This is a genomic window from Streptomyces sp. NPDC051172, from assembly GCF_040682555.1.
In the GTDB taxonomy this organism is placed as follows: domain Bacteria; phylum Actinomycetota; class Actinomycetes; order Streptomycetales; family Streptomycetaceae; genus Streptomyces.
The window spans coordinates 1-13512 of record NZ_JBFBBE010000184.1 but is presented as its reverse complement, the minus strand read 5'-3'; the positions used below and the strand labels follow the sequence as shown (position 1 = coordinate 13512).

The window sequence follows — 13512 nt, the reverse complement described above, 5'->3', positions numbered from 1 at the left end:
CGGTCCACGAAGGTGTGCCCGCCCGATGCCGCGTAGGTGAGCATCACCATCACCTGGCAGTTGCGCACGTCCCCCGTCAGACCGCAGTGCTGGTGGGCGACCCCCACCGAGTGCGTGCCCTTCTTCTGGACCTGGGTGTCGTCCAGCACCAGCGTCGCCTCCGGGTCACCGATTCCGGCGATCACATAGTCCCGTACCCGGTCCCGCAACAGGTCCGCCGACCACGACGCGGCGTTCAGGAACTTCTGCACCCGGTCCGGCGTCGCATGCCCCGCCCGCGCCGACAGCGTCCACCCGTTCACCCTGCCCAGGCCCGCCAGCAGGCCCTCGACCAGGTCCGCGAACACCTCCCGCGGCTCCGGCCGCGCGAACAGGTCCCCCAGCCCCTCCGTCAGCGACACCAACTCCTCAGCCCACAGGCCGAGATGCTCCTCCGTCACATCCACCAGCATGACCACTCAACGACAGCACCGATCAACCGTCACAAGATCTGCTGCTGTAGTACCTGGATCTCCGTGAAGCAGTTCCTTGGGATCGTCGGTGTCGCCCAGCTCCTTCTCCGGGATCTCCACGCCGAGGCTGTCGGCTGCGCTGTCACCCCAGCCGTCGACCTTCTTCGCCGCACCATGCAAGCCCACCATGTCCAGCCCGGCCCCAGCCACGTGCGCCGAGCCGTCAACTGTCTCGCCGACCACCTTCTTGCCGGTGTCCCAGGCCTCACCCAGCAGGTCCCCGATGCCCATCCCAGTCCCCGACTACTGGCTCTTCTGCTCAGGGCCGAACATCTCGTCCTGCGCCTGGTCGTACTCCGCGCCATATCCGGTCACGTCCGCCAAGTGTTTCTGCACACCCATCGGACCATCCATCATGTCCCGGCCCTCGGCCTTCCACGTCTGCGCCGAGTGCTGGAGCGTCTCCTGCATCGACTTCTCCGAATAATCCGCTTGCCGGACATCGTTGAACGGGTTGTCCGACAGCGTCTTGCTCCAGGACTGGCCCTCCACCTGCTCCTGCGTGAGGTGTGGATTGCCTATGTCCGCGCTGACCACGTCCTTGAGCGTCTTCTCCACGTATTGCTCCTGGTCGTATTACAGCCCGGCCGACAGCCCCAGCCGCTGCGCGATCTCGTTGCCGTCTTGGACGAGCGTGCGCACGCCCCACGACCACCGCTCGCAGAACCCGTCAAAGGCACTTCGGAGCCCGGCGTTGCCCAATTCCATGCCCGTCAACTCGACGTTCGAGAAACCCCGGCCGACATCGCCGCTCTCATCGATCCCCAGCGACTTCAGCTCGCCGATCGCCTCGTTGATGCCATTCGCCGCCATCTTCAGCGCGTCCGGATCGACCTGGTAACCGTCGCTCATGCCACCACCGCCGCCGGCGGTACGATCCCCGCCACCGGCGGCAGCAGCCCCGGCCACGGCCCGGCCACGTCCATGGCGATCCCAGCGGGGACGCCGACCGCGGGCACCGCCACTTCCAACAACCGCGCCCCGTACACCCTCATGATGTTCGGCACATCCGTGCCTGGTCCGATGCCCCGCGCGGCCAGGAACCGCCTCAGCGGCTCCTCACCCGTGAAGGCATACAGCCACCTCACGCCCCCGGCATCCGCCGACCACACCGCCTCACCGTTCAGCAGCACGAGCACCAGTGCCCGCCGGAACTCACTCACCAACGCCGCACCGTCCAACCGTCCTGCGTGCGACTCGGCCAGCCGTTCCGCCAGCCCCCGCCCCGTATCGTGCATAGATCCACTATCGGGCACCCCTCCGCCAACACCGACCGTGAAGCTATGGGCTTTGCTGGGTTGTTGCCCCGGCTTTGCTGGATCTTCGAGCTTGATCGGGTGCTGCTCAGGTCTCCTGACATGACGTCACGCTCTACGGGCGGATCGGGCCGCTCGGCCTTGGATGCCAGTGGCCCGTGGCCGTGAGGAATTTCGGATCGTTCCCGAAGATAGGGTCGGCCAGTAGGGGACCCGCCATCAACGCGCTACGGACCTTCGACGTCACGACAAGTTTCGGCTTTGAGGTTGCTGACGAACGCCGCGAAGGTTCCGGCCGGGAAGGAGAGCGTGCCCTCGTCCGGGGCCTTCGAGTCGCGTATCGCAACTCTCATGTTGAGGTTCGCTATCTCTACGCAGTCGTTGCCCTCACCGCCGCCGGAGAAGGACGACTTCTTCCACTGAGCGGGGGCGGTCATGGGTTCCTCACAGTTCCTTGGCCATCCGGTTGATGAGGTCACGTGAAGGCTCGGGGCCGAGCGACGCTTCCTTCACCCTACGGAAGAGCCCTCGAAAGTGCTCCAGTTGGGCCGCGGAGTCAATGAAACCCGTACCGTGCGGAGCATCGCGCACGACGGTGTCCAAGCAGGACACCGCTCCGCCGACGTACACCATCGCGCTTCCGGCACCCGCAAAGTCGTCCAGGCCGAACGGGATGATGCGTACCGTAACGTGATCCGCATCGGACAGCTCCAGGATGCGTGCCAGTTGAGCCCGGGACGCGGCTCGGCCGGCCACCTGGATGCGAAGCGCCGCTTCGTGGATCACTGTCTCGTACGGAATGGGGTCGGGGCCTTCAATGATGACCTTCCGCCTCATCCTGTGGTTCACCCGATGCTCCACCTCACTTCTCGGGAACTCGGGGTTCATGTAGGAGAAAAGTGCGCGAGCGTAGGCGTCCGTCTGAAAGAGACCGGGCACATGGATGATCGCCACGTCGTGGCGGAACGTCGCATAGTGATCCAGTTCGGACAGGTCGAGGAAGGCAGCGGGAAGGGTGCCCCGGTACTCCTCCCACCAGCCGCGCGTCCGATCGGTGGCCATGGCCACCAAGGCCTCGATCAACTCCCCATTCGGGCAGGCGTAGTTGGCCGCAAGACGACGTACACGTTCCTCGCTGACACCTGCGACGCCAGACTCGATCTGACTCATCTGGACCGAGCTCACCCCCAGTAGCGTCGCCGCCTCGGCGGCCTTGAGCCCTGCGGCATCGCGAAGCTTGCGCAGCTCAGCACCCAGACGCGCCTGACGTGCCGTTGGATGTCGCCGTGTTGCCATGTACAGCTCCCTGGTTCAACTCGCTGGCCGGGGTGCCCCGTTCGGGCGTCAGATTACGCGAACGACTTGCACGGTACTAACGTTCAGACCTACCGTCAGTGATGCAAAGCACACGCTGCGGATTCCGGGACACCGGAAGCGCACCGCCCCGTCCTGCCATGACGGCTGCGGCACTGCCACCGCCCGCCCTCCCGCAAAAATCGCCAACTCGCCTCCAACCGACAGGAGTTCTGCCATGCCTGAAACCGAACCCTGGGAGTACTCCCTCTACATCCCGAACGACCCACGTGCCGTCACCGTCTGCCGCCGTACCGTCCGGCTGATCCTCACGATGCATGGCTTGATCCGCCTCACCGACACCGCTGAGCTCCTCGCGACAGAGCTGGTCTCCAACGCCGTACTCCACACCAAAGGACCCGCCGCCCTACGCCTGCGATGGCGCAGCGGCGTGCTGCGCATCGGCGCCTGGGACGCGGACCCCGGGCCGCCCGAACCGCCGTCGAAGCTGGACGACCTGGTCAACGCGGAGGAAGGTCGGGGCCTCGCACTGATTCGCGCCTGCGCCGACATGTGGGGCTGGCAGCCCCTGGCCAGAAATGGCAATCGAGGAAAGTACGTTTGGTGCGAGATCGCCGCCGCGTAGATCGCGGTTTTGTGCCAGCGGGAGACGGTCTTCCGATACTCATACACAATCCCACGGGCGCTGACGTTCGTTAATAGTGCGGGCATGGCGTGGATGGGGTAGTTGCCAGTGATAACGGCCGGCTGCGCATTGTTGCAGAGCCCGTCCGCGATTAGAGGGTCGGCTCCGCGGCCATGGCGATCCAGCTCAGGATGCCCACGGGTATCGCGACCACGACGACATAGCCCATCCGGTTGGCCACCCGCTGACGCCCCGCGGGCTGCCGGCTGCGGGATTCCCGGCGCCGGGACTCTCCGCGCGGCTTCATTGCTTGGTACGCGAGGCACCCGAGGATGGCCACGCAGAGCGCGACCTGCCAAAGCTCACCTACGATGCCCCAGAAGCCGACCCGCTGAATTGTTTGCGGGTCGAGTCCCTGCCGTGCCTCGAACTCGGTGCCATCTTGGTAGTCGTGCCCGGTGTCCTTGAGGTGCACGTAGACGGCGGTGCCGCCGTCCGGCGTGAATTTCCCGTAGCAGTCGTAATCGGAGTTCTTGCGGGTGTGGCTCGTGTTGATACAGGAATCAACGTTGTACGTGCCGGAGGTGCCGTAGAGCCCTGCGGACAGCGCGAGGTCCGCGGTCGCTGTGACGCACCAAAGGGCGGTCACGAGGGAGAGGATGCCGCCACACACCCAACAAACTGCACGCTTCATCCTGTCACCAAGATCCTCGGCTCCTTCTCCAACAGCCTGGAGATACCGGCCTGTTCGGCAAGAGCCCTGCGCTGCGGATCGGCCTGGGCGCGCTCCTGCTCGTACTTCTTCCAGTCCGCGGGCTGCACGAAGAGCATGTCGTTGCTCCCCGGCACGATCATGACGCCTCCGAAGGCGAGGTCACCAGCAAACCAGGCACCGCTCTCCTCAGCCTCCTTCGGCCAGCGGCGCACCGTCGAGGCATTCATCGCACGCAGAGACGGCGCGCCGTGCTGCCCACGCACCGACAGGCGGACGGTGTGCACGTCGCCGAGGTACTTCCACTCGGAGTCCTTCTTGGACACCCGGGTGCGGTACTCCAGGGGGTAGGTGTGCAGCACCTTCTCGCACACCTTGAACCGCGACCCGTGACGCAGCCGGAGGACGAGGAAGATCAGCACGAGCAGGGCGGCAGGGGCGCAGAAGGCGGGCAAGGCAGCATCCCAGCCGGCCAGGCGCGCCACGATCGGTACTGCAAAAAGGATCGCGGCGAGCGCTAGGCGCGTGGCAATGTGCCGGTACAGGACGGCCCTGTTGTGTTTGAGAACCTGCACAATGTCTGGCGCTTTGGGTGGATTGTCCATGAGCGGGCTCCGTCCTTATCCGAAGTCGTTACGCATGGCTGCTTCGACCGAGCCCGCTCGCGGCTCTTCCAGGTCCGCTGACTTTGTCGGATCGGTGAACGTCAGCGTATGGGCAACCCCGAGCAGGGTGGTGGAGGTTAGTTGGCCTGCTACATCGTGCTCGTACGATATTTCGCGGTTGTCGAAGTCTGCTTCCGCGACCAGGCGTCCGGTTGCGTCGTACTCGTAACTCCAGGTCATTCCCTGCGGGTTGGTGACCTTCGTCAGATGCAATTCCGTGTCGTGGTCGAAGGTGTAGCGCACGCCGTCCGGACCCGTGCGGGCCGACATGAGGTCGAAGTGCGTGTATTCGTAGCGGGTGACGGCGCCTATCGGATCTGTGTGGCTGGTGCAGTTACCCTCGCCGTCGTACGTCCAGGATTCCGTCGTACCGTCCGGGGCGGTGCGACGGGCCTGCTTGCCCTCGACCGTCCATTCCAGGCGGGTCACCGCACCCAGCGGATCGGTGATCGTCACCGGGCGGCCGAACGCGTTGCGTTCGTAGCGCGTCACCGCACCCAGCGGGTCCGTGACCTCCAGGGGGAGACCCGCGGAGTTGCAGCGGACCGTGGTCATCGCACCCGTCGCGTCCGTGATCCCCGACAAATGACCGAGGCCGTCGTAGGTGAAGCGTGTCGTGGCCCCGGAGGTGTCGGTCACCTGCGTGCGGTTGCCGAACTCGTCGAACTGCTGGCTTGTGTGCGTGCCGTCGGCGCTGCGTATGGAGACCGGCAGGCCCTGGTCGCTGTAGCCGATGCTGGTGTAGCGGCCGTCCGGGCGCACGGCCATCACCATGCGGCCCGCCCCGTCGTAGGCGTAGCTCAGCGTACGGCCCAGCGGGTCCGTTTCGGTCAGCGGGCGGTGGTAGCGGTCGTACGTCGTGCGGGTGGTCGCGCCGTCCGGCCCGGTCTCCGCCACCACCTGCAGATCACGGTTGACGTGGTAACGGGTGCTGTGGCCCAGGGAGTTGGTCGCCGTGATGATCCGCAGGCCGGACTCCGGGTCCACGTCGCCGTAGGCGAACGTGTTGCGCAGGTGGCCCGCCTCGCCCGACTGGGAGGTGCAGCGGTGTTCGTCGTCGTAGACGTAGTGGTACGACGAGTTATTGGTGTCCGTCCAGGCGGTGATGCGGCCGACGGAGTCGTTGGTGAAGCGGGTCGGCAGGCCGGAGGAGTTCGTCACTGCCGCCAGGTGGCCGTGCTCGTCGTAGCCGAAGCGGACCAGCTCGATGGCGCGGCCGTCCGCGGCGGGGTCGGCCAGGTGCAGCGCGGTGATCCGTTTCCCGGCCGTCTCGATCCTGAGGTGGTAGCCGGCCGAGTGCACGATCCCGGTGGGGGCGGCCTCGTCGTCGTAGTCGAAGGTGAGCCACTGGCCCGAGCGGTCGGTGATCTGAAGTTCTTGGCCAGTCCGCCGCGCTGGCGGCAATCGCAATGCCAACGAACAGCGGGGCAAGCAGAGTCGGAAAAGGAGCAAGCAGACTCGTCAACAACAACTCCAAGTAACACAATCGGAATCACGATACACTAGGTTCCAAGAGTGGTTGCGGAAACCCAGTCGCTAGTTCTTACCAATGTTGGGCCGGACACTTCATCGCCGCCTGAGGTGTACGCCAGCCAGCGAAGCTCGTCACAGGCAAAAAAGGACTCGCCCCATGTATCGACCCAGATACGTGCACGTCGAGGGCCGGGCTGTGTTAGGTCCCACCATGCCCAACCACGGAACTCCGAATCTAGATCAAACTGGTAGAGCCATTCTTGTAGTTCCCACCCTCTTCCCTTGCCTCCCTTGACCGCCGCGATATAACGTTCCATGCCACGCCTCGCGAAATCAGGAGATGTTACTGAGGGACCACCACTCACATCGGCGAACCAGTTGGGGACTCCATCGACGGGCAGGTCATCTCCATCGAATGGAGCGGAAACCGCCAGTTCCAGTGCAGAATTCAGGACGGATCTAATTCTGACGGTATAGTCTTCGATCGGACCGCTCGTCACTACGTCAAATGCGCATAGAACTGGAGGAGCCCCTTCGAGTGATGGCCTCTGCGATAGGCGATGCAATTCCCGTTCAACATCCTCGATCTCATGAATCATCGAAATTCCCACTCATCCTTCCTGGACTATTCGGCCAGGATATTTTGCCACTTCTTCCCCGAACTCGTCGAGCATACCGCTCGGGATCCCGTACAAGTCGTCACCCATGGTCGGGTCCGAGATTTCCGGATATATTTTCTTCAGCTCCTTCCACTCCGCCTTGGTGAACCCAAGGCCTTCTGGTTGCTGCTGCGGAATAGCCGTTCTTCTGATCTTGTCCCGGAACTCGTCCGAAATTTTGAATTCAACGATCTGTCCACCCTCACCGCGAAACCGGAGCGTGTGGCCGATATCTCCGCTGAGGTTGACGTACAAAGCCTGCTTGCCCGTGATGGTCACTTTTCCATTTTCATCGATATGGATGCGCTGACTCATCGGGTGATCTGTCTGTTTCCGATATCCGTTGACTGCGTTCTTGCACTCTTCGGGTGAAAGGCCGAGCCGGTCGCTCCACGTATGAGGGTTGCGCACATAGGCCGTCGGATTAGGTGCGGGTGCGAGTCCGAGGGGGTCGGGGGTGGTGTATCGGGCGGTTTCTGGGTCGTAGTGGCGGAAGTAGTTGTAGTGCAGGCCCGTTTCGGGGTCGTGGTATTGGCCGGGGAAGCGGAGGGGGGTGTAGGCGGTGGCGGTGCGGTTCCAGGTGGTGGTGCCCCAGAGGGTGGTGTGGGTGCGCCAGGCGATGTCTCCTTGTTCGTCGACGAGTTCGGTGGGGGTGCCGACCAAGTCGGTGACGATGGCGTAGAACCGGGAGTCGATCTCCTCCTGGGACGCAGTGGCGGTGTCCCCGATCGTCGTCTTGCGTTCGGTCTGGGTCAGGGGGTGCAGGCCGTTGTGGTCCCAGGTGAGGGTGATGGCGGGCTGGGTGGTGTCGGGGCTGTGCGTGGTCTGTTCGCACAGGGTGGTGCCGTCCCAGGTGAAGTCGACCTGTTCCAGAACCGTTTCGCCGTGGGTGGCGAGGCATTGTTTGGCGATGCGGCGGCCCAGGGGATCGTAGCGGTAGCGCCAGGTGGTGCCGTCGGGGGTGATCACGGAGGTGAGGCGGTCTTCGGCGTCCCAGGTGTAGCGCCAGGTGTCCGGTGTGCGGGACAGGCGGGTCTTCTGGCGCAGGGTGATGCGGCCGGCGTCGTCGTGTTCGTAGCGGACACTGCCGGCGCGGGTGATGCGGGTGCCGGTGTAGATGCGGTCGCCGGTTGCCTCCCGCCCCGGCATGGTCTCCGGCCAGGTGGCGTGGGTCTGGTTGCCTGCGGCGTCGTAGGCGTACGACTCCGTCCAGTCGGCGGCCTGGACCGAGGTGACCCTCCCCGCGGCGTCCAGTTCGAAGTTGCGGGTGCCGCCCAGATGGTCGTCAATGCCGATGAGGTTGCCGTCGGCCCGGTAGGTGTAGGCGCGGTGCTGGAGGCGCTGGTGCGCCGGTCCGGTGAGTTGCTGTTTCGTCAGGCGGCCCAGAGCGTCGAAGGCGTGTTCCAGGGTGACCAGTTCACCGATATGACGGGTCTCTTCACGGCCGGCCGCGTCATGGGTAAAGGTGAGGGTGCGGCCGCAGGTGGTCAGTTCGGTGCGGTTGCCGGCCGGGTCGTAGGCCCAGGTGCTGGCCGCGCCGGTCGGTGTGGTGCGGCTGGTGCGGCGCCCGAGCGTGTCGTAGGTGTAGGTGAGTGTGCGCCCGTTGACCGTCTCGGCTATCAGGCGGCCCGAGTTGTCCCGCTGCAGCTCCAGGACTGCGTCCGGGCTGGTTGCCCGGGCCAGGGCGCCCGTCGTGTCGTACGTGTACGCCGTGACCGCTCCGGCTGCGTCCTTGCGCACCACGCGGCCCAGCATGTCCCGCTCGAAGCGGATGGTCTGGCCCAAGGCCGTGGTGCTGGCGGTCAGTTGACCTGCCGCGTCGTGCTCATAGGTCACGGCGCGGTCGTCGAAGTCGGTCTCCGCGACCAGGCGTCCAGCTGGGTCGTAGGCGTAACTCCAGGTCAGTCCCTGCGGGTTGGTGACCTTCGTCAGGTGGAGTTCGGTGTCGTGGTCGAAGGTGTAGCGCACACCGTCCGGGCCGGTGCGGGCCGACATCAGGTCGAAGTGCGTGTATTCGTAGCGTGAGACCGCGCCCATCGGGTCGGTGTGGCTGGTGCAGTTGCCCTCGCCGTCGTACGTCCAGGATTCCGTCGTACCGTCCGGGGCGGTACGGCGGGACAGGCGGCCCTCGACCGTCCATTCCAGGCGGGTCACCGCACCCAGCGGATCGGTGATCGTCACCGGGCGGCCGAACGCGTTGCGTTCGTAGCGCGTCACCGCACCCAGCGGGTCCGTGACCTCCAGGGGGAGACCCGCGGAGTTGCAGCGGACCGTGGTCATCGCACCCGTCGCGTCCGTGATCCCCGACAAATGACCGAGGCCGTCGTAGGTGAAGCGTGTCGTGGCCCCGGAGGTGTCGGTCACCTGCGTGCGGTTGCCGAACTCGTCGAACTGCTGGCTTGTGTGCGTGCCGTCGGCGCTGCGTATGGAGACCGGCAGGCCCTGGTCGCTGTAGCCGATGCTGGTGTAGCGGCCGTCCGGGCGCACGGCCATCACCATGCGGCCCGCCCCGTCGTAGGCGTAGCTCAGCGTACGGCCCAGCGGGTCCGTTTCGGTCAGCGGGCGGTGGTAGCGGTCGTACGTCGTGCGGGTGGTCGCGCCGTCCGGCCCGGTCTCCGCCACCACCTGCAGATCACGGTTGACGTGGTAACGGGTGCTGTGGCCCAGGGAGTTGGTCGCCGTGATGATCCGCAGGCCGGACTCCGGGTCCACGTCGCCGTAGGCGAACGTGTTGCGCAGGTGGCCCGCCTCGCCCGACTGGGAGGTGCAGCGGTGTTCGTCGTCGTAGACGTAGTGGTACGACGAGTTATTGGTGTCCGTCCAGGCGGTGATGCGGCCGACGGAGTCGTTGGTGAAGCGGGTCGGCAGGCCGGAGGAGTTCGTCACTGCCGCCAGGTGGCCGTGCTCGTCGTAGCCGAAGCGGACCAATTCGATGGCGCGGCCGTCCGCGGCGGGGTCGGCCAGGTGCAGCGCGGTGATCCGTTTCCCGGCCGTCTCGATCTTCAGGTGGTAGCCGGCCGAGTGCACGATCCCGGTGGGGGCGGCCTCGTCGTCGTAGTCGAAGGTGAGCCACTGCCCCGAGCGGTCGGTGATCTGGGCCAGCAGGGCGATGCCATTGCCGTCGCCGCCTGGGCCCGCGAAGTCCCAGACGCGGCCGGTTTCGGGGTCGGTGATCGTGTAGTCGCCGTAGGCGTCGATCGTGAGCGGGTGGCGGCCGCCCTCCAGGGGCAGCGTTGGCACGCCGGGCGCCGGGTGGGGGTAGGCCAGCAGGGAGCCGTTCTCGTGGATGAAGATGACGCCCTCTGCATCGATCTCCAGGCGCTGGTCGGCGCTGGACGTCCAGCGCGGACCGAACCAGCGGCCCGCCCGATACGACGACTCGAACTGCCGGGAGAAGTCCAGGGGCAGCCTGGCCGGCAGCGTCACGTCCGTCTGCGGCAGCACCATACGGCCGGTGGACATGTCGACGGGGTCGCCGAACACCTTGCACCGGACCTGTCGGGCGACGTCCTTGAGGCTCTCGCCGACACTCCTGCGCGCCCCTTGCTCCACCGCGCCCTTCGCGGCCCCGCGTGCCGCGTCGCGTACCACCGCCGCCCGCCCCATCCCGCCGGCGCCCTTGCCTCCCAGCAGGTTCGAGATGAAGTACCCGCCCGCATCGCTCGGGTCGCTGCTCCAGCCGGAGCCCAGCAGCGCCTTGGGCAGGCGTTCGGGATGAGCGGCGGTGCCCACCAGCCCGGCCAGCGTCATGGCGGTGTTCTTCATGAACTCGGCGGGGTGGGTGATGTTGTAGGGGTCCAGCGGGTTGGCCGTGCGGGCCAGCTTCCACATGTCCGCGCCGCCCCTGAGCAGGCCGCCGTAGAAATGCAGCGAGTTCAGCTGCATGCCCGCGAAACCGTCCTTGGCGTCCGCGCCCAGACGGTCGGTGAACTCCGGTTTCGGCGGGGCCAGTTCGAGGGCGTCGGAGATGCGGCGCTGTGCGTCACGGGCGGCATCGGTGCGCTGGCCGCGCGCGTCGTCCAGGATGTCCTCGGCCTCGTGCCGGCCCGGTGTTCCCGGGTCGGTGAAGGCGCCCGGCTCGGCCGGTTTCGGGCCGGGATCCTGGCCCGACAGGAGCTTCGCGTCGTACTGCTCGGCCGCCCGGTTGTAGGCCTGCACCCGGGCGGTGTGCTCATCCGCCGCCTGCCGGCTGACCTCCTGCGCGTGCCGGTAGGCGTCGATCGCCAGCTGCGCCTGCCCCTGCGCCCAGCGCACCGTGCCCGCATACGCATCCAGCGCCCGGGCCGCCTCCTCGCACGCATCCGCCGCCGTCAGCCACTGCTTGGGATGCGCCTCGAACTTCGCGCGGAAGGCATCCCCGGCCTCGCCCTGCCACTCACCGGCATCCAGCGAGCGCATGCCCTGACCGACGTTCTCGAACGCCTGGGAGAACTTCTGCAGGTGCCGGGCCCTCGCCTCCAGCGCCCCCGCACTGCCGTGCACCAGCTCTTTTGGGTCCTCGCTCTCACCCAGCGAGCGCTCGGCGACCTCACCGCCCAGCCGGTTGTCGATGCCCTCGCCGAGGTCACGCACACCCTCTGCCAGACCGTCCGCGCCGACCGCCGACAGGACGTCCGCCCCTTGGTCCGCAGTCCAGTTGACGGCCTTGCCCATGCCCTTGTTCAGACCCTCGGCGGCACCCTCCAGGCCGTCGCCGACCTCGTTGAACCAATCCCCCACACCCATCAGCGTTCAGCCTCGCCGGACGCATCGGTGTTGGGCTGGAACGATTCGCTCTTGGGCTCCGGCGGGCCGCCCCACTGCCAGTCCGTACGCGGGTCGAACAGCGCGTCCGGAGTCACCGTCGACGTCTCCACGTCCTCTTCCGTCTGAGCCCAGGCCTGCTTGGTCTCCTCCCAGCCCTCGGAGAACGACTTCGCGCTGTAATCCGGCTCGGTGGAGGGATTGTCCTTGAGCGTGTCCGACCAGGAACGCTTCCCCGCCTCCTCCGAGGACATGTACGGGCTGCCCGCCACAGCCGTCGCCACCCCCTTCAGCGCTTTCGACACGTACTGCTCCTGCTCGTGATACAGCCCCGCCGACAGATTCAGCCGCTGGGCGAACCCGTTGGCGTCCTGCATCAGCGAACGCACCCCCCAGCCCCACCGCTCACAGAAGTCGCCGAAGACCCCATGCAGGCCCGCATCCCCCACCTCCAGGCCCTCCAGCTCCAGATCACCGAAACCACGCCCCAGATTCGCCTCGATGTCGAAGCCCTGCGTCTTCAGCTCGTCCATCGCCGCATTGATGCCCCGGGTGATCCGCTCCAGCGCCTCCGGATCAACCTGATAGCCGCCGCCGCTCACGCGTCCACCCCTCCCGCATCCAGGGCATGCACGGCCACCCCGTCCGGCACGATCCCCGACACCGGCGGCAGCACCAGCCCCGCCGCACTGCCCGCATCCACCGCGACCCCCACCGGCCCGCCCACCTCCGGCACCACCTGATCCAGCAGCCGCGCCCCAAACACCGCCACCCGCTCCGACACCGCCTCACCCCGCACCGCCGCGAAACGCTCTAACGCCGCCTCGTCCGTGAACGCGAACAACCAGCGCACACCGCCCGCCTCAACGGACAACACCGCGTCATCCACCACCGGCACCACCACCTCACTGCGCCGGAACTCCCCCACCAACGCCCGCAGATCGCCCCGCCCGGCCGTCGCCAGCTCCGCCAGCCGCAGCCGCAAGGCCTCAGCGCTCACGCCAGCCCCTTCGTCCATTTCGAAGACGTCATCGCTCATCGCACAAGCGAACGATCATGCTATACGCGACAGTTACAGGCGAGGCAAGGATCGCCGACATCCGCGTTTCGGCCAGGCCAGGGCCGACTGAACCGGACCGCCAAGGTCGTCCACGAACTGCCTTGTTCGGGATGAGCGTTAGGGCATGTCGCTGCACAAGGACGCCCCAATTTTGGTTCTGGATCACTTTCCGTGCAGCGCTGACGGACGGTCACGGGCCCGCCCCGGTCGCCGTGCAGTCACCCGGCCAGGAGGACGCGCTTGCGGAGCAGGGCCAAGCCCGCGCGGCCGAACATCTGCCGCTTCAGCATCTTGATCCGGTTCACCTGCCCCTCCACCGCCCCCGAGCTGAACGGCAACGTCAGCCCCGCCTCCACCGCCCGCAGATCACACCCGATCCCGTTCACGAACGACAACGACAACACCGTTGCGTTTGAGTCTTGAGCCGCAGGTCAAGCCCGGGTGAATGACGCAACGGGACGTCCTGATAGATCAACTTGTTGTCGAGGCAAGG

The 13512-nt window shown here is 66.3% G+C and carries 15 protein-coding genes; 1 reads left to right on the top strand and 14 read right to left on the bottom strand.

The annotated features are described in order from the left end of the window. The 7 genes from AB0N07_RS47260 to AB0N07_RS47230 form a co-directional block, all read right to left on the bottom strand. Positions 1–452: transposase (locus tag AB0N07_RS47260; RefSeq protein ID WP_365846581.1), on the bottom strand; the 452-nt coding region annotated here is incomplete at its 3' end. Between the two features lie 6 nt (positions 453–458). After that, positions 459–743: a putative T7SS-secreted protein gene (locus AB0N07_RS47255; protein ID WP_365846579.1), complete on the bottom strand. Its 285-nt coding sequence runs from the start codon at positions 741–743 to the stop codon at positions 459–461. A 12-nt stretch (positions 744–755) separates the two neighbouring features. Continuing rightward, positions 756–1070, bottom strand: a complete 315-nt coding sequence (locus AB0N07_RS47250) for a hypothetical protein (RefSeq protein ID WP_365846577.1) — start codon at positions 1068–1070, stop codon at positions 756–758. Positions 1071–1088: 18 nt separating this feature from the next. After that, positions 1089–1364 carry a hypothetical protein gene (locus tag AB0N07_RS47245; RefSeq protein WP_365846575.1) on the bottom strand — a complete coding sequence of 92 codons (276 nt, stop codon included), beginning with the start codon at positions 1362–1364 and terminating at the stop codon, positions 1089–1091. Beyond that, a complete protein-coding gene (locus AB0N07_RS47240) occupies positions 1361–1750 on the bottom strand; it encodes an SseB family protein (protein WP_365846573.1) in 390 nt (129 codons plus the stop codon). Before AB0N07_RS47240 ends, AB0N07_RS47245 begins: the two co-directional genes overlap by 4 nt. Before the next feature lie 245 nt (positions 1751–1995). After that, positions 1996–2205, bottom strand: coding sequence for a DUF397 domain-containing protein (locus tag AB0N07_RS47235; RefSeq protein WP_365846571.1), 210 nt, complete (start codon positions 2203–2205; stop codon positions 1996–1998). A 7-nt stretch (positions 2206–2212) separates the two neighbouring features. Next, the gene (locus AB0N07_RS47230; RefSeq protein ID WP_365846569.1) at positions 2213–3064 is read right to left on the bottom strand and encodes a DUF5753 domain-containing protein; all 852 of its coding nucleotides are present in this window, start codon (positions 3062–3064) and stop codon (positions 2213–2215) included. A gap of 235 nt (positions 3065–3299) precedes the next feature. On the opposite strand from AB0N07_RS47230, the gene AB0N07_RS47225 reads away from it, so the two are divergent. Next, positions 3300–3707, top strand: a complete 408-nt coding sequence (locus AB0N07_RS47225) for an ATP-binding protein (RefSeq protein WP_365846567.1) — start codon at positions 3300–3302, stop codon at positions 3705–3707. Positions 3708–3858: 151 nt separating this feature from the next. Here the strand turns inward: AB0N07_RS47225 and AB0N07_RS47220 are convergent, their stop codons facing one another. The 7 genes from AB0N07_RS47220 to AB0N07_RS47190 all read right to left on the bottom strand — a co-directional run bounded on the left by AB0N07_RS47220 (position 3859) and on the right by AB0N07_RS47190 (position 13414). Beyond that, entirely contained in the window at positions 3859–4356 is a 498-nt protein-coding gene (locus AB0N07_RS47220) for a hypothetical protein (protein ID WP_365846565.1), read from the bottom strand. A 41-nt stretch (positions 4357–4397) separates the two neighbouring features. Next, the gene (locus AB0N07_RS47215; protein ID WP_365846563.1) at positions 4398–4904 is read right to left on the bottom strand and encodes a hypothetical protein; all 507 of its coding nucleotides are present in this window, start codon (positions 4902–4904) and stop codon (positions 4398–4400) included. A gap of 135 nt (positions 4905–5039) precedes the next feature. Beyond that, positions 5040–6488 (bottom strand): hypothetical protein, encoded by a 1449-nt coding sequence (locus AB0N07_RS47210; RefSeq protein WP_365846561.1) that lies wholly within the window; start codon positions 6486–6488, stop codon positions 5040–5042. Positions 6489–7168: 680 nt separating this feature from the next. Then, positions 7169–11941: a putative T7SS-secreted protein gene (locus AB0N07_RS47205; protein ID WP_365846559.1), complete on the bottom strand. Its 4773-nt coding sequence runs from the start codon at positions 11939–11941 to the stop codon at positions 7169–7171. After that, positions 11941–12561: a hypothetical protein gene (locus tag AB0N07_RS47200; RefSeq protein ID WP_365846557.1), complete on the bottom strand. Its 621-nt coding sequence runs from the start codon at positions 12559–12561 to the stop codon at positions 11941–11943. The genes AB0N07_RS47205 and AB0N07_RS47200 overlap by 1 nt, the downstream gene beginning before the upstream one ends. Beyond that, entirely contained in the window at positions 12558–12998 is a 441-nt protein-coding gene (locus AB0N07_RS47195; protein WP_365846555.1) for an SseB family protein, read from the bottom strand. The genes AB0N07_RS47200 and AB0N07_RS47195 overlap by 4 nt, the downstream gene beginning before the upstream one ends. A gap of 239 nt (positions 12999–13237) precedes the next feature. Continuing rightward, complete coding sequence (locus AB0N07_RS47190) at positions 13238–13414, bottom strand: hypothetical protein (RefSeq protein WP_365846583.1); 177 nt, start codon at positions 13412–13414, stop codon at positions 13238–13240. Positions 13415–13512: the final 98 nt, after the last annotated feature.